At 65.1% G+C, this 23,948-nt stretch carries 15 protein-coding genes; 4 read left to right on the top strand and 11 right to left on the bottom strand.

Annotated features, from left to right (window positions below):
* Together B4393_RS02620 and B4393_RS02615 are read right to left on the bottom strand one after the other, a co-directional pair.
* Entirely contained in the window at nt 1-657 is a 657-nt protein-coding gene (locus tag B4393_RS02620) for a response regulator (protein ID WP_070935692.1), read from the bottom strand.
* The gene (locus B4393_RS02615) at nt 650-1,864 is read right to left on the bottom strand and encodes a sensor histidine kinase (protein ID WP_078332786.1); all 1,215 of its coding nucleotides are present in this window, start codon (nt 1,862-1,864) and stop codon (nt 650-652) included. Before B4393_RS02615 ends, B4393_RS02620 begins: the two co-directional genes overlap by 8 nt.
* Before the next feature lie 134 nt (nt 1,865-1,998).
* On the opposite strand from B4393_RS02615, the gene B4393_RS02610 reads away from it, so the two are divergent.
* Nucleotides 1,999-4,911 carry an MMPL/RND family transporter gene (locus B4393_RS02610; protein ID WP_078332785.1) on the top strand — a complete coding sequence of 971 codons (2,913 nt, stop codon included), beginning with the start codon at nt 1,999-2,001 and terminating at the stop codon, nt 4,909-4,911.
* On the opposite strand, the gene B4393_RS02605 is transcribed toward B4393_RS02610, so the two are convergent.
* Nucleotides 4,908-5,291, bottom strand: a complete 384-nt coding sequence (locus B4393_RS02605; RefSeq protein WP_078332999.1) for a hypothetical protein — start codon at nt 5,289-5,291, stop codon at nt 4,908-4,910. The two genes, B4393_RS02610 and B4393_RS02605, sit on opposite strands and share 4 nt — an antisense overlap.
* A 91-nt stretch (nt 5,292-5,382) precedes the next feature.
* On the bottom strand, nt 5,383-6,018 hold the full coding sequence (locus B4393_RS02600; protein ID WP_078332998.1) for a TetR/AcrR family transcriptional regulator: 636 nt from the start codon (nt 6,016-6,018) through the stop codon (nt 5,383-5,385).
* Nucleotides 6,019-6,070: 52 nt separating this feature from the next.
* Between B4393_RS02600 and B4393_RS02595 the strand changes: the two genes are divergently transcribed.
* Nucleotides 6,071-6,901, top strand: a complete 831-nt coding sequence (locus B4393_RS02595; protein WP_078332784.1) for a class I SAM-dependent methyltransferase — start codon at nt 6,071-6,073, stop codon at nt 6,899-6,901.
* 22 nt (nt 6,902-6,923) lie between these two features.
* Here B4393_RS02595 and B4393_RS02590 read toward each other — a convergent pair whose 3' ends face one another.
* Entirely contained in the window at nt 6,924-7,160 is a 237-nt protein-coding gene (locus tag B4393_RS02590; RefSeq protein ID WP_070935701.1) for a DUF3618 domain-containing protein, read from the bottom strand.
* 83 nt (nt 7,161-7,243) lie between these two features.
* Between B4393_RS02590 and bcp the strand changes: the two genes are divergently transcribed.
* Together bcp and B4393_RS02580 are read left to right on the top strand one after the other, a co-directional pair.
* A complete protein-coding gene (gene bcp, locus B4393_RS02585; RefSeq protein WP_078332783.1) occupies nt 7,244-7,717 on the top strand; it encodes a thioredoxin-dependent thiol peroxidase in 474 nt (157 codons plus the stop codon).
* Between the two features lie 127 nt (nt 7,718-7,844).
* On the top strand, nt 7,845-9,443 hold the full coding sequence (locus tag B4393_RS02580; protein ID WP_078332782.1) for a DHA2 family efflux MFS transporter permease subunit: 1,599 nt from the start codon (nt 7,845-7,847) through the stop codon (nt 9,441-9,443).
* Here B4393_RS02580 and B4393_RS02575 read toward each other — a convergent pair.
* The 6 genes from B4393_RS02575 to B4393_RS02550 all read right to left on the bottom strand — a co-directional run bounded on the left by B4393_RS02575 (nt 9,440) and on the right by B4393_RS02550 (nt 23,896).
* Entirely contained in the window at nt 9,440-9,925 is a 486-nt protein-coding gene (locus tag B4393_RS02575; RefSeq protein WP_078332781.1) for an NUDIX hydrolase, read from the bottom strand. The two genes, B4393_RS02580 and B4393_RS02575, sit on opposite strands and share 4 nt — an antisense overlap.
* 46 nt (nt 9,926-9,971) lie before the next feature.
* On the bottom strand, nt 9,972-10,376 hold the full coding sequence (gene acpS / locus B4393_RS02570; protein WP_070935711.1) for a holo-ACP synthase AcpS: 405 nt from the start codon (nt 10,374-10,376) through the stop codon (nt 9,972-9,974).
* Nucleotides 10,373-19,627 carry a type I polyketide synthase gene (locus B4393_RS02565; protein WP_078332780.1) on the bottom strand — a complete coding sequence of 3,085 codons (9,255 nt, stop codon included), beginning with the start codon at nt 19,625-19,627 and terminating at the stop codon, nt 10,373-10,375. The genes acpS and B4393_RS02565 overlap by 4 nt, the downstream gene beginning before the upstream one ends.
* A gap of 797 nt (nt 19,628-20,424) precedes the next feature.
* Nucleotides 20,425-21,147, bottom strand: a complete 723-nt coding sequence (locus B4393_RS02560; RefSeq protein WP_078332779.1) for a DUF1906 domain-containing protein — start codon at nt 21,145-21,147, stop codon at nt 20,425-20,427.
* 103 nt (nt 21,148-21,250) lie between these two features.
* The gene (locus B4393_RS02555) at nt 21,251-22,072 is read right to left on the bottom strand and encodes an alpha/beta fold hydrolase (protein WP_078332778.1); all 822 of its coding nucleotides are present in this window, start codon (nt 22,070-22,072) and stop codon (nt 21,251-21,253) included.
* Between the two features lie 72 nt (nt 22,073-22,144).
* Nucleotides 22,145-23,896 carry an alpha/beta hydrolase gene (locus B4393_RS02550; RefSeq protein ID WP_078332997.1) on the bottom strand — a complete coding sequence of 584 codons (1,752 nt, stop codon included), beginning with the start codon at nt 23,894-23,896 and terminating at the stop codon, nt 22,145-22,147.
* Nucleotides 23,897-23,948: the final 52 nt, after the last annotated feature.

Below are 23,948 nucleotides of genomic sequence, written 5' to 3'. Positions count from 1 at the left end.
CTATTTGGGGGTCACGATGCCGTGATCGTAGGCGTACACGATGGCCGCGGCCCGATCACGTAGATCGAGTTTGACGAAGATCCGCCCGATATGGCTCTTGACGGTCACCTCCGATATCACCAACTGTTCGGCGATTTCAGAGTTGGTCGCACCGGAGGCGATGAGCGCCAACACATCCAGCTCGCGCGCGGTGAGCTTCCCTTCGGCATCTCCCGATGCCGCGGCAGGCGCCCGCCGATAATCGTTGAGCACACGCGATGTCACCGCCGGATCTAGATATGCCTCGCCCCGGGCCACCGCGTGCACCGCACGGACCAGCTCCTCGGCGGGCGAGTCCTTCAGAATGAATCCGGCAGCGCCGGCACGCAGTGCGCCGGAGAGCAGCTCGTCGTCGTCGAATGTGGTGAGCGCCAAAGCCGGTGGACCCTCGCAGGCGTGAAGCAACCGAATCGCCTCGATACCGCTCATCTGCTTCATCCGCAGATCCATGACCACCACATCGGGCCGCGTGTGGACCACCGCCGCAGCGACCTCGCTGCCATCGGCGCACTCCCCCACAATCGCGAATCCGTCCTTGCGGCGCAGAATCCGGCGCAACCCCGTACGAACCAACTCCTGATCGTCCACCAGCAGCACGCCCACTTCGGTGTCAGTCATGGCGCCACAACGCCTTCCGTCGCGAACGGCATGGTGTCCCGTTGGACGCCATGGGAACCATTGCGGAAACTGTCCAGCCGTCCTCGCCCATCCCGGCGCGGAACTCACCGCCGAGCGTCTCGATGCGCTGCCGCATTCCCGAAAGCCCACCTCCCGAACACACATCCAGACGGAATCCGGCGGCCAGGTCGTTACTCACGGTCAGACTCGCCACCGAGTCATTGATATCAAGGAGTACCGCAGCCGACGACTTAGGCGAGTGCTTGGCGATATTGGCCAAAGACTCTTGGGCCACTCGATACAGTGCCAAACCCACTCCAGCGCTGACAGACTCATCTGCCCCGTAGATATGCGACTCCACGGCCATCCCCGCCGCGGTGAAATCGGCGATTAGGTCAGGGATGTCTGCGATACCGGGTTCCGGAGCCAACCGCATCGGCTCGACGCCGGCAGGTCCCGCACTCAGCAGACCGACGGTTCCCCGGATATCCGACATAGCTTGACGGCCAAGACGTTCGGCATCGAGCAATCCCGCGACGGCGTCGTCCACATCGTGGTCCTCCTGCAACACCCGCCTGGCACCGGTCAGATGGAGCATCGTCACGGACAGGGAATGCGCTATCACGTCATGGATCTCACGCGCGATGCGGCGGCGTTCATCGGCGGCAGCTTGTTCCTGCATGCGGACCTGTTGTGCGCGTTCCTGCAGGAGTAGGCGTTGTTGCAACTGCATGATGCGGCCGATCAACCACCCGCAGATCACGAAGAACATCATGAAGAGCGAGAAGGTTCCGAGATGATTCAGCTGCTCGGCCACCACGAGCAATGCCACACAGGCGCCAATTGAGGCCAGGCCGGCGCGAACCGATGCCAGCGCGCCGACTTCCCCCACCGTGAACATCAGCAAGAAGGGGGCAGCATCCACGACATTCGATGGCCAGGTCAGAAACAATCCGACCCCAGCAAGAGCGCACGTCACGGTCCAGAACGTGTTCAGTTTGTAACCGGCACAGATGAACACCAGTATCGGGGTGAGCGCAATCAGGCTCGCCACGACCGACAGCCACGGGCGGGTCACGTCCCGCTGTATCACCGCGCAGCCAACGATCAGCAACGTGCTGCCGTACATCACCACGGGCACGGTCCACGGAAACTCATACGGCACCAAGGCACGGCGCTGGTACGCCCATTCCCGGAACCGGTCCATCAGGCCAGCCTAGAGGCGGTCGCCGGGTCACACATCATGCTTGGCGCGGATCCGCGTCTCCTACCACGGTAGGAGAACAAGTCTCGCCCACAGCACGACGACGACGCCCGGCCCCCTCCGTAGCGTCGGCAGCCATGTGGGACGCCATCGCAAGGTTCTCCAGCCGCTACGCGGTTCTGATCATCGGACTATGGATGCTGGCCGCCGGGGCGGGAAATCTACTTGTGCCGCAGGTGGAAAGCACGGCACACAACCACGCCCGCGGCTTCCTGCCGAAGGACGCACCGGTGAACGCCGCGGGTGCTGTGATGGGCAAGCAGTTCCAGGACGGTGCCGGTAACAATCTCAATTACCTGGTACTGGAAAGCGATCACAAGCTCGGACCCGTCGAACACCAGTATCACGATCGGCTGCTGACCAAACTGCGTGCCGACGCCGCTCATCTGGACTCCGCGATGGACCTCTGGTCGGACCCGTTGACCGCCGAGGGGGCGCTCAGCCCTGACGGCAAGGCGGTGTACACCATGCTGCGGGTGAACGGTGAGCTCGGGGCCGCGAAAGCCAACGACGCGCTGACTGCCGTTCGCAAGATCGTCGCCGACGAACCCGCCCCCACCGGGATGCACGCCTGGGTCACCGGGCCGGGAGCCACCATTGCCGACGAGCTCACCGCCATCGACACACAAATGCTGATGATCACCGGTGTCACCGTGGTGCTCATCGCGGTGCTGTTGTTCGTTGTGCACCGATCCGTCATCACCGCGGCGATCCCGTTGCTGACCGTGGGCCTTGGGCTCGCGGTGGCCCGCTCCATCGTCGCGTTCCTCGGCGAGCGCGATCTCATCGAGGTGTCCATCTTCTCGGTGTCGCTGCTCGCCGCATTGGTTCTCGGCGCGGCAACCGACTACGGCATCTTCCTGCTCGGGCGCTATCACGAGCAGCGCCGCGCGGGTGTGGACCACGAGCAGGCCCTCGTCATGGCGAATCGTTCCGTGGCGCCGGTCATCGCGGCGTCCGGGCTGACGATTGCCGCAGCCCTGTCCTGCCTGCTCTTCGCACAGGTCGGCATGCTGCGTAGCGCCGGATTACCTTGTGCCATAGGGATACTCACCGGAATGGTGGCCTCGTTGACGCTATTGCCCGCACTTATCGGGCTGGCGGGCCGCCGGGGCCTGGCACAACCACGTGCTCTGCAACAGGGATCGAGCCGACCCGGGCGCCGCTGGCGCCGGGTAGGCGCCATGGTGGCGCGCTGGCCGGGCCCGGTCCTGGCCGGATCGCTGCTGGTTCTCGTCGTCTGCGCGCTTCCCGTGGCCGGCCTGCGTCTCGGGTTCGACGAGCTTGCCGCCCAACCGCTTTCCACGCACGCCAACCGCGGATATCAGGCGATGGACCGGCACTTTCCAGCGAATCGGCTGCTACCGGAAATCGTCTCGATCGAATCCGACCACGACCTGCGCAACCCTGCCGGAGTGATCGGTGTTGAGCGAGTCACCAAGAAGCTGATGGAGATCCCCGGGATTCGTATGGTGCAGTCGGCCTCGCGACCAGCAGGCTCCATTCCGGAACAGGCTGCGCTGACCGAACAAGCCGGGATCATCGCCGATCAGTTGAACGACGGCACCGCCCAGATGAGCCAGCGCTTGGGGGCCGTCGACCAACTCGCGACGACACTCAGCCAGTTCTCGGGCGCCATCGCCCAGTTGCAGAAGGGCCTGGCCGGCGGGGTGAGCGGACTGGGCGAGCTCAACGGCGGCATCGGAGACATGCACTCGGGAATGAAAGCGCTGCAGGACAACGTGTCCCAGGTCTCCGGATACATGGAACCACTGCGCAACTTCACCAACGGCAACCCCAACTGCGCCAACGACGGCATCTGCTCACTGGTACTCAAGGCCGTCGAACCGATGGATTCCGTGGTTGCGGCGACGGCCACGCTGACCGCCAGCACCGACAAGTTCGGCGCGGGCGCCCAGGGCATGCAGAAATCGTTCTCCGGCGCCGTGGATTCGGTGAAGAACATGCGATCCACCGTCGCGCAGCTCAGTGCGGTCACCGATCAGCTCACCAAGGCCGTGGGCGAGACGCGGACCATGTTTTCTGGGCTCACCGAGTACCTACGGGCCATGCGCGAGGATTTCCGTAGCAGCGGCGAGGGAGGTTACTACCTGCCGCAACGCGCTTGGCAGGACCCGCGATTCCAGCGCGCGGCCGGGCTCTACTTCGGCCCGGACGGGCGCTCCACGCGCATGATGGTGTTCGGTGACGGCCAGGTATTCGGCGCCGACGGCGCACATCGGTCGCCGCAGATCATGCTTGCGGTGAGCGAGGCCACCAAGGAAGGCACCCTGGCGGGTAGCTCGGTGAACCTCACCGGATTCGGCACGGGCACTGCCGAATTGCGCGGATATGTCAGCGAAGATTTCCTCCTGCTGGCCGCGGTGGCGCTCGCGTTGGTCTTCCTCATCGTGCTGATCATGCTGCGTAGCCCGGTCGCGGCCGCGGTGGTTATTGGGACGGTGATCATCTCGTATGTGTCGGCCCTCGGTGTCACCACACTGATCTGGCAGGACATGCTGGGCCGCGACCTGCATTGGGCCGTGCCGTCCATCGCCCTGATCGCGCTGGTCGCCGTCGGCGCCGACTACAACCTGCTTCTCACCATGCGGATGCGCGAGGAGGTGTTCCTGCACGGAGCCGGCTTGCGTACCGGCATGATTCGCACGTTCGGCGGGACGGGTGGGGTCGTCACCACGGCCGGAATCGTCTTCGGGATCACCATGTTCGCGATGCTGTCCAGCGACGTGCTGAGCATTGAACAGACAGGCACGACGATCGGCGTGGGCCTGATGATCGACACACTCATCGTGAGAACGTTCGTGGTGCCGGCGATGGCGGGCGTGCTGGGCAAGTGGTTCTGGTGGTCGCCGGTGCCGTTGTTGCACGGCCTGCTTTTTCGGTGGTCCAAGACACGCTCGCCCCGCACCGCCGGTGTGCTCTCCTATCTGTTGACGAGGCCGTCGCGGTTGGAGAGAACCCGGGCCTAACCGGCCGTCTCGGCGTCCCTGTCGATGAGGCGGCGCGGAAACGCCAAGATGCCGGCCACCGACAGCAGCCATGCGCACAGGCGCATCACGTCGATTCCCACACCTGAGGACGGGGTCTGGTCGATAACCCAGGTCGACCAGGCGTCGAGTACGAATGCGAGGACCACATCGAGCGCGACCGCGATCGAGAGCCGATCAAACTCTTCGCGCTCCGGCCAGTAGTGCAATACCGTCGCTGCGATCCCGACCAGCAGCACCACGGCAAGGCGCACACTGTCGACACCAGAAAACACCGTGAAGGCGAACCCGACGACATAGAGCATCATCGCCGAGGCCTTGAATACGGTCGCATCGAGCCGTAGACCAGCGACGATTATCATCGACACCCGGCCGGTGCACAGAAACTTGGCACGCGGTAAGACTAACCAGGTAGCAGTGCAATTGTGAGGTGTTGCAGCGAATATTACCCAATCAGGAATGGCTACCCATTCTGCGCGATAGGTCCTCCTGCGCCGATTTTGCCTGCTCAGGGGTGAGTAGCGGGTTGGCGTACACATCGACCAGCGTGGCGGCCATCTTCAGATCACCCTCGGGCGAACCGACATCCACTCCCAGGCCACGCGAAACGTGTTGCTGAAGAAGTGGAACCGCCAATGCCATGGCAGTGATGACCGTGGCGCGGGATTTCACGTCGACCTCGGGGGGATGGGTGCGGTTTTGGTCCGCGGCAGCCAGCCAGCCTTCGGTCATCGCGACCATCTCGTCGAAGACCTGCCCCGCGGAGCCTTCCACCAAGGCCCTGGTGATGTAGGCCTGGTATTGGCCGATGGGAATGCGCGCCGAAACATAGTGCACATCACCGCGTTCCACATTCGAGCGCACCTGCTCGTTGATGGTGCGCATCGTCTTGACGAGGTATTCATCGCAAGCGTCCCGCAGCTCTTGCTTGGACCCGAAATGATGCCGCAGCAGCCCGGAAGAGACTCCGGCGCGGGCGGCAATCCCCCGAATGGTCGCGCCGTCGTATCCCTTGTCGCCGAACTCATGCAATGCCGCATCCCGTATCCGGGCGCGCGCGGTGAGGTCGTCGGGATCCACGGTCTCCATCGCCATATTTTACACGGCTGGACAATTGACTACACGCTTGTATAGTCGAGCCATGGGCATCGACACGAGCGGAATTACCCCCGAGGAAGAGACCGCCTTTCTCACCCTGAAAGCACGGGCGGTCAACGACGGTTGGCAGCGGCCGATCCTGCCGGACCCAGGCGCAGCGGCGGCCGTCGCCACAATCGACTACGACTTCGACGCACTCGGCGTGATCGCCCCGGTGGTATGCCAATCATCGCTACGCGCAAAGCTTCTCGACGACAGAGTGCGTACCTTTGTCACGGCGCACCCGAACGCGGTGGTAGTCGATCTGGGGGCGGGTCTCGACGACGGGTACCGGCGCATCCAGCCACCGGCCACCGTCGACTGGTACAGCGTCGACCTGCCCGGAATGGCCAGACTGCGCGATGAGGTGATGCCCCCGGGGCCCAACGAGCACACCATCGGCGTGTCCATCACCGACCCGGCGTGGATCAACGACATACCGTCGGACCGTCCGGCCATGGTGATCGCCGATGGATTCTTCGCCTTCCTGACCAAGGAACAGATCATCGCGACGATGCGGGCCGTCACCGACCACTTCCCCACCGGGCAGCTCGCATTCAACGACTATGGCCGCATGGTTGTGGGCGTCTGGATCTCAAAGCTGTTTCCGCAGAAGATGTTCAAGAAAGTCAATCAGGTACGGGGGTTCGAGGGCTACAACGATCCACGCACCCCGGAACGCTGGAACCCTCGGCTGCGGTTTGTCGAAGAGTTCAATCTGGTGGACGCGCCGGAGATCGATCTATTTCCGACCTGGCTGCGAATCTCCTCACGCATAGCGCAGCACAGCGCGTCGATGAGGCGGTCCGCCCGCATCCTGCGATTCGAGTTCTAGGCGCGGTCGGCGAACAGCTGGATCAGTCCTTGCGGAACTTGCGCACGACCTTGCGGACCACCAGAGCGGCAACCACGGCGCCCACACCGAGGATGGTGAATTTGATGGCCGGCTTGTTTAGGGTCGCGAGCACCGACGCCTTGGCATCCTCGGCCAGACGCTGCGGGTTTGCGCGGTCACTCAGGGTGTCGACCGTGGCCGCGAGTTGATCGCGCGCCTTGTCGATATCGGCCTTGATTGCCTCTGGATCCCTGGCCACGTGTACTCCTCCACGTCAGTGGTTGAAACTCAAGCAACTACCCTAGGGCAACAACTGTACGGGTCAACAGAAAGGCACCGGTGATGGCGGAAACCAAGCGGCTCGAAGTTGGCGACAAAGCCCCAGCGTTCACCCTGCTCGACGCCGACGGCAAGAAGGTGTCACTGTCCTCCTACAAGGGCCGCAAAGTGATCATCTACTTCTATCCCGCGGCCATGACCCCCGGCTGCACCAAACAGGCCTGCGACTTCCGCGACAGCCTCGCCGAGCTCAACGAGGCGGGTCTCGACGTCATCGGGATCTCCCCCGACAAGCCCGAGAAGCTCGCCAAGTTCCGCGAACGCGACGGCGTGAACTTCCCACTGCTATCCGATCCCGACAAGGAGACGCTGATCGCGTACGGCGCCTTCGGCGAGAAGAAGCTGTACGGAAAGATCGTCGAGGGCGTGATCCGATCCACGTTCGTCGTGGACGAGAAGGGCAAGATCGAGGTGGCGCAGTACAACGTGAAGGCCACCGGCCACGTCGCGAAGCTGCGCCGCGACCTGTCCGTGTAGGGCCAGCCACCGGTTGGCGTCAGCTGGCGAGTGCGAGCCTCGCGCGGAGAACGGGCCGAAATTCCGCGCGAGGCTCGCACTCAGCGCTAAACGAAAGTGTGACGTCACACACCTAACAAGGGATCACATGCCAGATAGCGCCCGCAAGTGGCTCGGCTTGGCCGCCATCGCGTTGGGCGTGGCGCTGATCGTCGTCGATACCACGATCGTCAACGTCATCATCCCGTCGATCGTGCGCGACCTCGGCGTCACCTCGGCACAGGCGCAGTGGGTGCAAGAGTCGTACGCGATCGTGTTCGCGGCACTGTTGTTACTCGTGGGGCGCATCTCCGACATTCTGGGCGCCCGCAGCGTTTTCCTCACCGGTGTGGTGGTTTTCGGCGCAACGAGCCTGCTCGCTGGTATGGCCGCCACCGGAGGCTGGTTGGTGCTGGCCCGCTTCCTGCAGGGTGCCGGAGCGGCACTGATCCTGCCGACGTCACTGGCTCTGCTCGACGCACAATTCACTGGAAAGGAGCGCGGTCAGGCGTTCGCCGTCTGGGGATCCACCATTGGCGCCGCCACGGCTCTGGGCCCTCTGCTGGGCGGCTGGCTGTCCGAGCATGCCTCGTGGCGTTGGGCATTCGGAATCAACATCCCGCTTGTCGCGGTGATCTGCATCGGCGCGCTGGTGTTCATTCCCCGCTCGCAGCGCACCCAGGCGAAGGTGGATGTGGCCGGGGCGGTGCTGTCGATCATCGGTTTGGGCTTGCTCGCCTTCGGACTCATCGACGGTCGCACCTACGGATGGATACACAGCACCGAGGCGTTCGAGTTGTTGGGCGTTCGGTGGACGTTCGATCTGTCGCCGGTATTCGTGGCGCTTGTCCTTGCGGCACTTGCCCTCATCGCCTTCGTGCTCCGGCAGGTGGCGTTGACCCGGGATATCGATCCGGGACAACCGACCAAGGCGTTGATGGATGTGCGGCTCTTCTCCATTGGTTCGTTCCGCAACGGCAACATCGCGACATTGATTATCGGGATGGGCGAGTTCGGGATAGTGGCGGTGCTGCCGCTGTGGCTGCAATTCGCGCAGGGGTACAGCCCCGTCCAAGCCGGACTCGCCTTGGTACCGATAGCGCTCGGCAGCTTCGCGGCCAGCGGCGCCAGTTTCGCGATGACGTCACGAATCTCGGCGCTGGGTTTGGTCCGCATAGGTCTGGCGCTGGAAGCACTGGGGCTGGCGGCCGTCGGATTCATCGCGCGGCCCGATACCGCGTGGTGGATCCTCGCCTTGGCGCTGTTCGTGTACGGGATCGGTATCGGCTTTGCCACCGCCCAGGTCACCAATGTGGTCCTCAGCGATGTCCCCGAGCGCAGTTCCGGGCAGGGGTCCGGCATGCAGAGCGTGTTCCGTCAGCTGGGCTCCGCCTTGGGCATCGCGGTACTGACGACTGCCTTCTTCAGCGTCATCAGCAGCCAACTCGCCCGGACCCTGGCAGATTCGGGTGTCCCGCCCGATCAATCCGATTCCGTTGCGCGCACGGTAGTCCGTAGCGCCGGGGCCGCCATCGACGAGTTCGGCCGTCAACCACAGACCGCCGGAATTGCCGACGCGGCCCGACAGGCAATGGCCCACGGCGTGGAATTGGGCAGTTACTTGGCGGCGGCATTCCTCGTCGTTGGGCTGGCTGCCACATTTCTCATCTCGCCGGCCACTACTGCAGAGCCTGCGCCGCTCCCCTAGTCCTGCGAGCCGGCGACATCGAAAACCGTGGCGACGCTATCGGTATCCGCCGCAAGCTCGATCCGGCGACGCATATCCTCGGTCATATCCGGCATCGCCGCGATATCGAACCACTGCGCGGCGACGTTCTCGCCATCGGCCGGGTAAGGCGATCCAGAGAGCCAGTCCATTCGGAACACGTGGTCCAGGTACTGAGCGTGATCGCCATTGACATGCACCATCGGCCGGCTCACGTGCACCCACACCAATCGCGTGGGCAGAGCATGAACACCGGCCTCTTCCCATACCTCTCGGATGGCCGAGTCTGCCGGGTTCTCGCCCGGATCAACGATTCCGGTGACCGCGGTCCACGCACCATTGTCGGCACGCTTGACCAGGAGCACCTGCTCGTCGCGGATCACCACACCGGTCACACCCGGCAACCACAGCGGCGCGTGCCCGATGTGCCGACGCAGTTCGAGAACGAATTCGGGAACAGGCATAGGCACTTCTTAACAGACGGCGCCGCATCCCACCGGCGGCCTGCCGCTACGAGGAGGCTTCGCCCTCCTGCTCGAGCACGACGAACGCCGCTGCGGTGTCACCGTCATGCGTCAAGGTCACGTGCATCGTCATATCCGCCAGGTACTCGGCGATCGCCCCGGAAAGCCGGATACGCGGGCGGCCCCAGGTGTCCGTCACGACTTCGATGTCCCGGTGGATGTTCTCCGGCAACACTGGCCGCTGCGAATACCGCGACCCCGACCACGCCTTGATGACTGCTTCCTTGGCCGCCCAACGAGCCGCCAGGTACCGCGCCTCACCACCGGTCTTCGAGGCCGCGTCACGCCGCTCCCCCGGCGTGAACGCGGACCCGAAAGCCGTTCCGGGACTGGCTAGTTGCTCTCCGAACTCGGAGATGGTCACTAGGTCGATCCCGATACCGACAATCACCGGTGGTAGACCTCGTCTTCACTGAGACGCGCACCCGGATCCAGCAGCATCGCGGCTTCCTGACGCTTCTCCGACTCGTCGTGATCGTGGTCGAAGCGACGACCGTCCGGCCGCTCGTACATCGGCCGGCCACCGGCCATGGCCGAGGCCAGACGGCGCTGGCCGGCGAGAATACGCTCACGCGAACGCTTCTCGTAGTCAGCACGATCCTCCGGGCGCAGCGAGGCGATGAACGCCTGTGGGTGCACCAGTGCCACCAGACCCGACACGTGACCGAAGCCGAGGCTCGTCACCAGACCCGCCTTCAGCGGCAGCTTCTCCTTGAGCGGCAGCGACTCCCGCAACCACACGAAGTGCTGGCTGGTGGACAACTCGTCGTCGACACAGTCCAGGCTGCGGTTCGGCGGGATGACCCCGTCGCGCAGCACCTGGCACAGGCCCAGCATCTGGAACACCGCGGCACCACCCTTGGCGTGGCCGGTCAGGTTCTTCTGCGAGATGACGAACAGCGGCGCACCGTCCGAGCGACCCAGCGAGGCCGCGAGCCGCTCATGCAGCTCGGTCTCGTTGGGATCGTTAGCCAGCGTGGACGTGTCGTGCTTGGAGATGACGGCGATGTCATCGGCGGTGACGCCCAGCTTGTTGAGCGCGCGCGCCAGATCCGAATCCTTGCCACCTCGCCCAGCGGCCAGCGCACCCAGGCCCGGCGCCGGGATGGAGGTGTGCACACCGTCACCGAACGACTGGGCGTAGCCCACCACCGCCAGCACCGGCAGGCCCATCTTCAGGGCCAGGTCACCGCGCGCCAGCAGCACGCTGCCACCACCCTGCGCCTCCACGAAGCCGAGGCGACGGCGGTCATTGGCCCGCGAGAACCGCTTGTCCGCAATGCCCTTGGCCCGCATCATCTCGGTGTCGGCGGTCGCGGCCATGTCACCGAAGCCGATGATTGCTTCCAGCGTCAGGTCGTCGAACCCGCCGGCCAGCGCCAGATGCGCCTTGCCGAGCCGGATCTTGTCGACACCTTCCTCGACGGACACCGCCGCGGTGGCGCAGGCCGCCACCGGGTGGATCATCGCGCCATAGGAACCGACGTATGACTGAACCACGTGCGCGGCGACGACGTTCGGCAGTACTTCCTGCAGGATGTCGTTCGGCTTGTTACGGCCCAACAGGTTTCCGTGGTACATGGTCTGCATCGAGGTCATGCCACCCATGCCGGTGCCCTGTGTGTTGGCCACCAGGCTCGGGTGCACCCAACGCATCAGTTCGGTCGGGGTGAAGCCCGCCGACAGGAACGCGTCCACGGTGGCGATCATGTTCCACAGCGCCACCCGGTCGATGGAGCTGACCATGTCCGGGGTGATTCCCCACACGGTCGGATCGAAACCGGTCGGGATCTGTGCACCGACGGTCCGCGACAACTTGGTCTTGCGCGGCACGCGAACCTCGGTACCCGCCTTGCGCGTCACCTGCCAGTCGCTGCCATCGGGCAACGGCTGGATGGTGGTGTGCTCGGGATCCCACTTCACGAACTCGCGGGCCTCGGCCTCGGTGGACACCGTGAAGGTGAAGTCCTTGTCCAGGAACACCGAAACCAACAGCGGCGACGCGTGATCGGGGTCGATCGCACCGTCGTCCACGAACTCACGGACACCGATGTTGCCGACCACCTTGTCGTGGTAACGCTCCACCAATTCCGATTCGGGAACCAGCTCACCGGTTTCGGTGTCGTACCAACCGGCCTCGGGGTCGTTCTCCCACTTGACCAGTCCGGTGGTCCAGGCAAGCTCCAGGACGCCGGCCGCCGACAGCTCGTCGTCGACCTCCATCTCGTAGCGGGTGCGCGAGGAGCCCAGCGGACCAAGCTCACCACCACCGACGATTACCACCAGGTCCGCGGGGTCGACGTCGAGGTCGGCCCACTCAGGCGGCAGCGTCGAGGTGTAACCCCGCGGCGGAGAAGGCAGTGCCGCAATGAATCCCGGAGACTCCGGGTCGTCACCTTCTTCATCGGACTTGGCCGCTGTGCTCGCCATGTCCTCACGGGCCTTGGCGGCCAGCTCGGCCATATCGAGCTCAACCTCGGCCAGCCCGCCGGTGAGATCCTTCTCCACCGGCGCCTGTGCGGCCTGCACGCGCGCCTCCGCGTTGCACAGCGCCAACAGCATCGAGGCCATATCCGCGGTGGAGTACGTGGTGACTCCGGCTTCTTCGACGGCGGTGACGATGGCGTCGTTGTGACCCATCAGCCCGGTGCCGCGGGTCCAGCCGATCAGGGCGTGCGCCAAGCTGACTCGCGACGCCCACGACGACTCCGCCTTCCAGCGGGTGACCAGCGCATCGAGAGCCGCCTTGGACTCGCCGTACGCGCCGTCGCCACCGAACATGCCGCGGTTCGGCGAACCGGGAAGCACCACGTGCAGACGCGAGGCGATGTCGCGCTCGGCACCGATGGCCGACAGGCCGCCGATGAGCCGCTGCACGGCCCACAGGAGCACCTTCATCTCCATCTCGGCACGCGACCCGGCCTCCGACAGATCCCCGACCACCTTCGGTGCGGCGAACGGGAACAGCAGCGTCGGGGTCTGCGCATCCTTGAGGTGAATCGACATCGGCCCAAGGCTTTCGGACTGCTCGGTGCCGACCCACTGCACCAGCGCGTCGATGTCGGCGTACGAGGCCATGTTGGCCGGCACCACCCACAGCTTGGCGCCGAACCGTGCGCTCTCGCGGTACAGGTTGCGGTAGAACGCCAACCGGGCCTCGTCAAGACGCGAGGTGGTCGCGATGACCGTCGCACCGCCGGAGAGCAGCGCGGCCACCACCGAGGCGGCGATCGAGCCCTTGGACGCACCGGTCACTACCGCGACCTCGCCGCCCCACTTGCCCTGATCGGGGCTCTCGGCACCTGCGGCGATGCGACCGTACAGCGAGGCGTGCACATTGCGGCCCTGCGCCAGCGACTTGCCCTGCCACCAATTGGCCTGCGTGCCAACGGCATGCCCGGCACCTTCAAAGCTTTCGGCCAACTGTGCCCACTGGCTGTCGATCTCGTCTTCCTCGGTGATCCACAACCGCGCCAGGTCCTCACGAGCACTGGCCCAGCGGTCGTCGAACACCACTGCCTTCTTGGCGTCGAAGCTCGGCGCCACCAAACGCGGCCAGTCCGAACCCAATTCGGCAGAAACCAGCTCGACGAGTTCGGTATCGGCAGCGCCATCGGGAGTCACGACCGGAGCCGACAGGCCCAGCTGGTCGAGCACCAGACGGGCAGCCGAGGCCAAGACGCCCTCGCGGCCGGTGATCTGATCGGTGAACTCACTCAGCGCGGCAGCGTCGACGGTCGCACCGCCGCCACCACCCGCCGACGGCAGCGACACACCGACACCGCGACGGCCGGCCACCGCGGCAACCGCAGCATCGATCGCGGCATCCACGGCATTGCCATCCGCCAGCGTGCTGGGGGCCAAGCCACCGAGGTCGCCACCCCGGACGCTGGTGCCCTCACGGGTACCCAGGGACAGCTCGACAGTGACGTGCTTGACCCAGCCCGGGCCGAGTTCCCACGTCTTGGTGACCCGCTCGGCGATGGCGGTGGGGCGCTTACCCGACGGCCCGAAGACGGTCTTGAGCTGATCGTTGATCGAGTCCGAGAGCACCGGGCCGAATGGCTTGTAGGTGCGCGCCAACTTGGTGACCTGCACCCGCAATCCGGACAGATCCGCTTCCGCGGCACCGTCGATGGCGCTCAGGTTCAGCTCGGAGCCCAGGTCGACCAGCAACTGGTTACGGCGCGAGGAGGCACCGTCGGTGAGGCTCTCGATGGAGTCCACCGGCTCGATCTGGTCGATGCGCATCTTCGTCGAAAGTGCGATCAAGGCCAGCGTCGCATCAGAGGCATCGAACCCGATGTCGTCCGGACGCGGGCCGCCGCTCGGTGCCGCGGGGGCGGCAGCGGGAGCCGGAGCCGCCTCGGCGGATGCGGAGGACGCCGCGGTGTTCTCCACGGGCTCTTCGATTTCGGGCTCGGGCTCCGGATCACTGTCCGTGCCGAACAGCACCGCATGGTCGCGTTCGACGTTGAGCACCTCGACCGAGCTGTGGCTGAACTCGGGCAGCTTCAGGGTGTTGTTGGCCAGACCGGCGACCGTCGGCATCGACTTCACGCCCACCTCGACGAACCGCTCCACACCGAGACCGCCCGCGGCCTCCTCGGTGAACAGCAGGTCCTGGGTCTCGATCCACCGCACCGGGCTGGCGAACTGCCATGCCAGCAGCTCGATAAGCACCTTGCGGCACAACAACACCGGCTTCTCGTTGCGCCACGTGTCGTAGTCGGCGAGCACCTCATCGAGCGGCTCGGCCGGAACCAGATCCCGAATCTCCTGGATGAACTCGCGGTCCAAGGTGAACGGCTTGGGCACCAGGTTCGGGATGTACTTGCCGATGATCAGGTTCGGATCGCCATCCATGGGCAGAACTCGCTCGAGGGAACGGCGGAACTCGGCAACGCCGACCCGCAGCACCTCGGAGTGGAACGGCACATCGATACCCGGCACCATGATGAAGGAGCGGCGGCCGCCGAACGCCTCGCGCCGCTTCTCGACCTCGGCCTCCAGCAGCTCGAGGCCGCGCACCGTGCCGGCGATCGCGTACTGCGAACCCCGCAGGTTGAAGTTCACGATCTGAAGAAACTCTCCGGAATGCGCCGCGATATCGGCGACGAACGCCTGGACGTCGGCGTCTTCCAGCCCGATCTGCGACGGACGGATCGCCGCCAGTCGGTAGTTACTGCGCCCCTGCTCATCTCGCGGCACGATGTCGTGCATCGCCGACCCGCGGTGGAAAACCACCTCGAGCAGACCGTCCTGCGGAATGACCCCGCTGACGGTGGCCAGCGCGGTGTACTCACCGACGGAGTGACCACAGGTGATCGCGTCCTCCACGAACGACCCGGATTCCTTCATCTCGGCGATCTGCGCGGTGGCCAAGGTAGCCATGGCCACCTGGGTGAACTGCGTCAGGTACAGCACACCCTCGGGATGCTGGTAGTGCACGCCGCCGGCGATGAGACTCGTCGGGTTGTCCTTCACGACGTGCAGCACCGAGAAGCCGAGGCGCTCGCGGGTGAACTTGTCGGCCTTATCCCAGACCTTGCGGGCGGCCTTGGAACGCGAACGCACGTCCATACCCATGCCCTTGTGCTGAATGCCCTGGCCCGGAAACGCGTAGACCGTCTTGGGGGCGGCCAGGCGTGCGGTGGCCGACATCACCAGATCGGTGCCGACCTTGGCCTGGATCTCTACAACCTCTGCGCCGGAATCGATTCCGACACGATCCACGCGCACATCAACCTGATCGCCCGGCTGCACCATGCCCAGGAAGCGAGCCGTCCAGCCGATGAGCGTGCGCGGCGGGGTACTCGAGCCGTCCGCGGAGGTGACTACGTGCTGTGCGGCAGCCGAGAGCCACATGCCATGCACGATCGGCGATCCCAGTCCGGCCAACAGTGCGGCCGACTTGTCGGTGTGAATCGGGTTGTGATCGCCCGAAACCACCGCGAACGCCCGCATATCGGTCGGGGCGAAGATCTTGGCGTCACGACGACGGCGACGAGTGGTATCCACCTCGTGCTCGGAGAGTGCACCACCGGCCCGTACCGGGTCGGTCAGCTCGGCTGCGCCGTTGCGCCCGAGGATGGCGAACCGCTCCTGCAGAGTCGCCAGCACGGTGCCGTCGGCTGCCGCCACGGTGACGTCGACGGGGACGACCCGACCGACCTCGGTGTCGGTGGCAGCAGAAGCTGTTGCGGTGACGGTCAATTCGGCGCTTTCGGCAGGAAGTGCCGAGAGCAGGTGCGCGGCGTGGTCCAGGTGCACCAGGGAGAGCAGACCCTCGATTACGCCGGTTCCGTCCTCGGTCTTGGCCTCGCCGATGGCGGCGAACACGGCCGGCCAGCACAGGCCGACCAGCGCGTCCGGCACGGTGGACGATCCGGGGGCCAATGGCGCGGGCAGCACCGCGGTAACGCCGGTGTGGTCAGCGACGCGCTCCGGATCCCACTGCGCGACAACACGTGCGGTCCCGTTCTCGACCAATGACGCCGGGCCCGCTGCATCTTCGAACCCGCCGGCGACCGCAAGCACGGTCCGCATGGCGGCGGCCGCCGCCTCGGTGGTCACCACCGGGGTGCCACCGTCTCGCGTGGTGACGGGCAACGTCAGGTCGATGTCGACCCAAGTACCCGACAACGGCACGCTCAGACGCACCGAGTCGTCGCCGGTGACCTCAAGACGGGCACCGGTCGAAGGATGTGAAGCGGTGCGGTCTTCGAAGACCTGCCAGGCTCCGTCGGGAGCGATCCGGTGCACCGGGTTGACGGCAATACGTCCGGACCACAGCACATCTGGCGCGTCCAGGACTGTCGCCAACGGACCCTCGACATCCCAGCGGCGACGCAGGCGCGTGCGCACCGGCAGCGGTTCGACGCCGGTGGCGACGACCTCGTCGATGGCGGTCTGTTCGAACCGGTTCAGCAGGTCACCCACCGGCTCGTCGACCCGGGTGATCCCGGCAACCGCGGCGGTGCCAGGAATGATGCACACCTGCTCGGCGGTGTAGCGGGCGTCGTGCGCCTGCCACAGCGAGTCGCTGCGCCACCAGCGGCGCACGTCCTTGTCGATGACGGGCACGAAGTTGACGGGCTTGCCGAGGGTCTTGCACAGCGCGACGAAGAAGGGCACATCCGCCGGGTGCAGCTTGATGGCGTCGGCTTCCGGGTAGCGCTGCAGCAGGGCCGCGATGGCATCGGCCGGACGCTCCAGCAAGTCCTCGTCGACGAACAGGGTCTCGACGGGCCCAAAATCCTTGGGGTGCAGCCGGGCTTCGGCACGCTTGAGCATCTGCTCGAACCGATCCCGCCAGGTGATGTCCAGCCACGGCGAATGCGCCACGGCGGTGTCGGCGGTGCTGTCGCCGTCACCGATGGACAGTTCCACATACCGGTTCAGCCACTGCGCGTACGTCATCTCCGTGACGTCGCCGAAGTACTGCTTGGCGGTCAGCTCCATCGCGGCGATGATCTCGTCGCGGCGCTTGGCCACCGCATCCGCGTCACCGGCCACGTCGTCGAGCAGGCGGCCACAGCGCGAGGCCGCGTTGTCGATCTCGTGGATGTCGGCGCCCAGCTGGCTGCGCCCGGAGGCCATGCCGCCCTGCGCTTTTCCGGCGGGCACCCATTCCGGGGTGCCCTGGGTCTCGACGAGCATCTGCTTGACCGACGCCGAGGTGGTGGCCTCCAGGGTGGCCATGGCCGCGGTGCCAACCAGAATGCCATCGACCGGCATGAGCGGGAATCCGAACTTCAATGCCCAACGGCCACTGAGGTACTCGGCGGCCTGCTCCGGAGTTCCGATGCCGCCACCGACGCACACGGTGATGTTGGAGCGCGAACGCAGCTCCGAGTAGGTGGCCAGCAGCAGGTCGTCGAGGTCCTCCCATGAGTGGTGTCCGCCCGCGCGGCCACCCTCGACGTGCATGATGATCGGCCGGGTCGGAACCTCGGCCGCGATGCGCACCACCGAGCGGATCTGCTCGACAGTGCCCGGCTTGAACACGATGTGGCTGAAGCCGATTTCGGTGAGCTCGTCGATGAGCGCGACGGCCTCTTCCAGCTCCGGGACACCGGCGGTGACGACAACACCGTCGATCGGCGCACCGGCCTGACGAGCCTTCTGCACCAAGCGCTTCGAGCCGACCTGCAACTTCCACAGGTAGGGGTCGAGGAACAGCGAGTTGAACTGGATCTGACGACCCGGTTCCAGCAACCCGGTGAGCTCCTCCATGCGGGCGCTGAAGATTTCCTCGGTGACCTGCCCACCACCGGCGAGCTCGGACCAGTGACCCGCATTGGCAGCGGCCGCAACGATTTTCGCATCGACGGTGGTCGGCGTCATGCCCGCCAGCAGGATAGGCGAACGTCCGGTAAGACGGGTGAACTTGGTGGACAGCTTGACCGAGCCGTCCGGCAGCGACACCACGGTGGGCGCGAACGAGGTCCATGCCCGGGCAACCTCGGGTACCGCACCGTGCATGAACAGGTTGCGCTGCCCGCCGCGCGTGGCGGTGGGCACGATCCCGATTCCCAGGCCGCGGATGACCGGGGCGGTCAGGCGGGTAAGGAGATCACCGGGGCCAAGGTCGAGGATCCAGCGAGCGCCGGCATCGGCGACGTGATTGACGTCATTCACCCAGTCAACCGGGGTGACGAGGATGGACTCCGTCAGTGCCTTGGTCAACTCGACATCAAGGCCCGCCGCGGCGGCCCAGCGACCGGCGATTTCGACGCCGTCGGCCAGGCGCGGGGTATGGAAGCCCACCTCGACGTCGACCGGGTCGAAGACCGGGCTGAATACCGCGCCACCGCGCACCTTGTCCTTGCGCTCGGCGGTCTCACGCTCGGCGATCTGCTCGCAGTACAGCTCGAACCGCGAGAGCTGTTCGGGCGTACCGGTGATGACGACGGAGCGACGCCCGTTACGGATGGACAACGCGGGTGGCTGAACGGTGCGAACGTCCTGAGCGAACTCGTCGAGAAGCGCCTTGATGCGTTCTGGGTCGACATTGGTCACCGACACCATGGGCGTGCGATTACCACGCACCACGATGCCGCGGCGGCGTGCGACCAAGGTGGCCGCCGCACCCACCAGCTGGGCAATGGCCAGCAGCTCGACATCGCGAGCACCATGAGCCTTGAGCGCCTCGACGGCCAGCACGCCCTGCGAGTGTCCGATGACGGCGACCGGCGGCAGCTGGGCCAGATCCAGACCCTGAATCTTCAGAGCGCGGATCGCAGCCAACTGAGCCAGCAGCACGCCGGGCATGGAAACTGCGGCCGAGGTCAGCTGAGCGGCGGCGGGCACGGGCTCTTCGGCGGTCAGCGCGCGCACCCAGGCCAGTGGTGTGAAGCCGACGGGACGCACAACGACCAGTTCCTTGGCGACGGGTTCCAGCCGCAGCTCGGCCTCACCGGCGAGCGTGGCCAGCTCCGATTCGATGCCGGCCGAGGCCGCCAGGTCCGCGAGCGATTCCAGCCAGTCACTGCCCTGGCCACCGAACGCCACCGCGTAGGGCTCACCGGACTCCAGACGATCGATCAGCGCCGGACCCGCACCGGGACCCGGATCGACCGCACCGTTGGCGTCGGGGTCCTCAGAGCTGGTCACCTTGTCGTATTCATTGATCGTCACGTCGCCGCCTACCCGTCTTTTCCGTCAGTCGTGATTCCAGCCGCGCCCGTGTCGTCGTCTCTGTCGATCGGGGCATGTTGTGGCACGTTCCATCTGCACCATCACCGCAGGTCTGGACTTAAGAGTGTCATAAGAGGGGTGGCGATTTCTTCTGGCGTAATAGTTACTGCCGAGTTCTACGCGGGAGTAACCACCGCTTACGTAACAGCAGGCCAGCCGCTGGCTACTAACCGCCGAATCAAACGTGCTGCGTGCAGGTGGTTACGGTCGAGTAGGTATAACATCGCAGATCAGACATGGATTGTTATCTAATCGTTATGTTTGATTGAGGTGGCGCCGACCACATTCGCGCGTGTCGCGTCCGGCGGCTCCGACAAGGCCGTCACAACCCCCAAAACTTAGAACGTGTGCCGAAAGTTTGCTGATACTGAAACGCAGTTTCAACTTATGTGACGGGTGTGACTGGTGATGTTTGTCTAGCGACACCTCAGTCCGGCTGGACACCGCCTCCATCCGGCAGCACCGGAGATCGCAGACCTCACCGACCCCGGCCTGGGCATGAGACTCCGCATCGGCCAGCATCCTGGGGGTTCAGCAATACCCGTCGGTGTCAGCGGTTTCGGTATCAACCGAGACATTCCACCAGTCACTGACCGCAGAGTGCCCGGTCCGCTCGCTACGTAGTGGCCTGTGTGGCATCAACACACAGCCACCAAGGATGCCGCCCGCCTCGGGCACGGCACGCCAGGCCAGCGCGACGGCACACGGGCCCGTCAAGGCGTTCGCTGCGCCAGGGCCTAGACCCACTGCCCAAAGCTGGGCTTGAGAATGTCGTTCAGGTCTACGCCGATTCCGCCGACCTGCCGTTTGTCGATCTCGAACTGATGCAGGTGCGCCTCGGGATGTACAAAGCCCTTAGGGCTGCCCCAGTTGTGCTGCCAAAAATACGAGCACAGTCCATCCTGCAGGGCCCAGTCGATGGTCTTGGAGTTGCCGTACAGACCGGTGCGGGCATGCCCCAGCACCGACTCCCACGCCTTCAGGTACGGAGCCACCTGATTCTTGTACTGCTCGGGCGTCGGGTTGTCGTCGACCGAAACATAGATCGGCACGTTGTAGGAACCACCCGCGGCGACGTGTAGCTGCCAACCGCGCTGCGCGTGCTTGATTCCTGCGTCGTGACCGCCGAGCCAGTCGGCGGTGTCCTGCTTGCCGTACTGATAGTTGGAGACAATTTTCAAGCCGGCCCGGTACAAATCGCGGGCCTCGGTGAGTCTGATCGGTTTACCCGCCGACAACCCGGGACTACGCGGGTCGGACACATACCGAATAGCGCCGAGGTGCCCTGCGGCCTTGATCGACTCGGGAGTGGGAACACCGCCGGCGTAGTCGACAAGTGTTCCCAGTGACTCGGCGTTCGCCAATGGGGCTGTCGCCGCAGCGGCTGCTCCGCCCAGCGCCACCGCCGCCGGCATGGCAGCGGCGTATTTGAGGACATCCCGACGGGATATGGACACCACTACTACCTCACCAGGCCGCTCCGTGAACAACTCAGTCCTCAGATTACGACAACCACCTCAGCAAGCACGGCAGCCACGCTTGTCGCATGCGACACATCGGCGACTACGCGTCGGCGATCCGAAACACCTCGTCGGCGATCAAACCCGGTTCGGTGAGCACAACTTGATGCCCGGATTTACGGGCCACGACATGGCGCGCCCCCAGTCGACGCGCGGTGAGCTGATGCGCGGCGTTCAGCTCCGATCGTGTCTCCTCATTGAAAAATTCGGCGCGCGCTCCCGAGATGACAGTGACGGGGATGCCGTCAAGCACCGGCGGGTTATCCCGCAGTCCGGTCATTCCCGCGACGAACCGGCGGTCCTCCTCGTCGGCGGCACGCCGAGCCCTCGATGTGAGGTCTTCGGACACCATGTCGTCGAGGACATCGCGCGGCATCCGGGGCATCATGCGACGAACGAGATGCGGCAGCACACCCACCCGGCCCATCGCATCGAGCGCCGCGCGGTGAAGTAGGCCGACGAGCCGAAGGCCGCGCGATGCCGGACGGTAGTAGGCATCGAGATTCTCGTCAGAGTGGTCGATGAGAACCACGCCCGCGATGCGCGACGGGTCGGCCACCGTAGAGGCCAGCGCGATGCTTCCGCCGTAGCTGTGGCCCACCAAGATGTACGGACCTGAACCGAGCGCCGCCAGCAGCGCATCCAGATCCCCGGTGATTCGTTCCAGCGTGCGCGGCTGGTGATCGTCATCGCTGCGCCCCAGGTTCGCACGGTCGTAGACCACCGACCGAAAACGCTGGGCGACAAGGGGTTGGACGAGGCCCCAGGCCGTTCGCGAGAAGCCCATCCCCGATTCGAAGACAACGGTCGGTTCACCGCTGCCGGCCACCATGTAGTGCAAGGCGCGCCCGTCGGCAGTGGTCACGTAGTTGCTCGACCCAAGGGTGTGGCTCACCCTCGCCACCGTACGGAATAGCGGCCCCTCCTGGACGGCCCGCTATGCCCCCGAGTGCAGCAGTGGCCGCAGCCGCGCAGTCTTTTCCGGTGTCCATCCGGGTGGCTGCAGAATCGCGGCCCACGCATCGGCGACTGCCTTGACGTAGACGTGGCCATGCCCGTCGGGAACGTTGACCGCGACCGCCATATCGGCGGACACCTGCAAGAAGGTGACGAACGGTATCCACTGCATACTCGGCAGCACGTCATAGCCACGAGGTTCGCGCAGCCAATCGGGCTTACTCAGGATCAGATCCGGATTGAACCAGGCGATGGGGTCCGAGGCGTGCTGCAGATACACGATGCGCGGGCGCCCCCAGGGATCAGCGGGACGATTGAGATCCTCTGGGCGCGAGACGAATCGAACGTTTCTACCGTTGTCGTAGATGGGCAACACCTCCGGCGACCCGTCGTCGCGATTGTGCGTGGCCTCCAGCCACATGGAGTTGTTGAACGTAGGACCGGAGAAGAGCGCACCATCGGTGCGGGCCACGATGTTGTTCACCGACAAGAACGGCGCCTCGCCGCCGAACGATCCGAGGCTCTCCCCGAACACCACCAGCTTGGGCCGCACGGCCTCCGGCATGGCGCGGACCCGCGCCGAAACGGCCTCGAACAGTGCCTGCCCCGCCTGACGCGCGTTCTCCTTGTCCACCAGGAACGAAAGCCAGCTGGGCAGAAATGAGTACTGCATGCTGACGATGGCGGTGTCGCCGTTGTACATGTATTCGAGGGCATCCGCCTCTGCTTGATTGATCCACCCGGTCCCTGTTGTGGTGGCCACCGCCACCACCTTGCGGTGCAAGCCGCCTTCGCGTTCGAGTTCTTGCGCGGCGAGCTCGGCCGTCGCCTTGATGCCATCGGCCGACTCCAAACCCGCATACGCCCTGATCGGTTCGGTCGCCGGAGCATTGTTGAACGCCGAGAGCTGCTGTGTGGTGGCACCGCCCCCGATGAAGGCCCGGCCTTGATTGCCGAGGGACGCCCAGGAGACCAACGAACCCGGTCCACCCGAGCGCAGCGACGTGGTCGGTGCCGGATTGTCCGGACTCTCTTCGTTGTTCACCGCCGAGAAGGTGTTGTTCAAGAAATCCATCGCCACCCTGACGACGACGCCGTTGATGAGCGCCAGCGCAAGAGCCACCACCAATGTGACGGCCACCACCGCGGACACGCGTTTGGGGGCAACACGATCGAGCTGCGCGATGAGGAACAGGATCAGCCGGCGAATCTGCTGGCCGATCTCCACCAGAACGAACAGCACGATGATCGACATCACTGCGGTCTGCGGATGTGCCCAGAAACTCAGTCTCGGCACGCCCATCAGGTCGCGCACCCGGTCCTGCCAGAAGTGGAACCAGACGATCATCAGGACGGTGCTGATGAGTCCGATCACGATGAGAATCCGCCACGCGAACGGCGGCGCCTTCGGACTCGAGTCCTTCGACCGCATGTAGCGCACCAGCCATACCGCCAGCACGCCTAGCCCGTACCCGATCGCGCCCGAGCCCCCACTCACCAACGCCTGGAACAGCGGTCCGCGCGGAAGCAGCGACGGGGTCATCGACAGCCAGAGGAAGACCAGGCCGACCGCGGTACCCGTGAACGTGTACTGCCTCACCCACCACGCGGCCCTTGGGGGCTTCGACGCTATGGCTGAGCCGGCTGCTGACTCCTTGTCCTGGTCATTGTCGATATCCCTGTCAATCGCCATTGCCACACCCTTCTTGATGCCGCCAGCCCGGAAGTCAATGGTGCCCGCACGTCGGCGCACCGCACAGGGGTATTACCAGATCAGCAAGACA

The sequence above is a fragment of the Mycobacteroides franklinii genome (assembly GCF_002013895.1).
GTDB lineage: Bacteria > Actinomycetota > Actinomycetes > Mycobacteriales > Mycobacteriaceae > Mycobacterium > Mycobacterium franklinii.
The sequence above is the reverse complement of the archived record's forward strand: the minus strand, read 5'-3'. Positions and strand labels throughout refer to the sequence as shown.

Excerpts from the sequence above, each read along its gene's own strand:
- B4393_RS02620 (WP_070935692.1), bottom strand. The coding sequence starts at position 657 with ATGACTGACACCGAAGTGGGCGTGCTGCTGGTGGACGATCAGGAGTTG.
- B4393_RS02615 (WP_078332786.1), bottom strand. The coding sequence starts at position 1,864 with ATGGACCGGTTCCGGGAATGGGCGTACCAGCGCCGTGCCTTGGTGCCG.
- B4393_RS02610 (WP_078332785.1), top strand. The coding sequence starts at position 1,999 with ATGTGGGACGCCATCGCAAGGTTCTCCAGCCGCTACGCGGTTCTGATC.
- B4393_RS02605 (WP_078332999.1), bottom strand. The coding sequence starts at position 5,291 with ATGATAATCGTCGCTGGTCTACGGCTCGATGCGACCGTATTCAAGGCC.
- B4393_RS02600 (WP_078332998.1), bottom strand. The coding sequence starts at position 6,018 with ATGGAGACCGTGGATCCCGACGACCTCACCGCGCGCGCCCGGATACGG.
- B4393_RS02595 (WP_078332784.1), top strand. The coding sequence starts at position 6,071 with ATGGGCATCGACACGAGCGGAATTACCCCCGAGGAAGAGACCGCCTTT.
- bcp (WP_078332783.1), top strand. The coding sequence starts at position 7,244 with ATGGCGGAAACCAAGCGGCTCGAAGTTGGCGACAAAGCCCCAGCGTTC.
- B4393_RS02580 (WP_078332782.1), top strand. The coding sequence starts at position 7,845 with ATGCCAGATAGCGCCCGCAAGTGGCTCGGCTTGGCCGCCATCGCGTTG.
- B4393_RS02575 (WP_078332781.1), bottom strand. The coding sequence starts at position 9,925 with ATGCCTGTTCCCGAATTCGTTCTCGAACTGCGTCGGCACATCGGGCAC.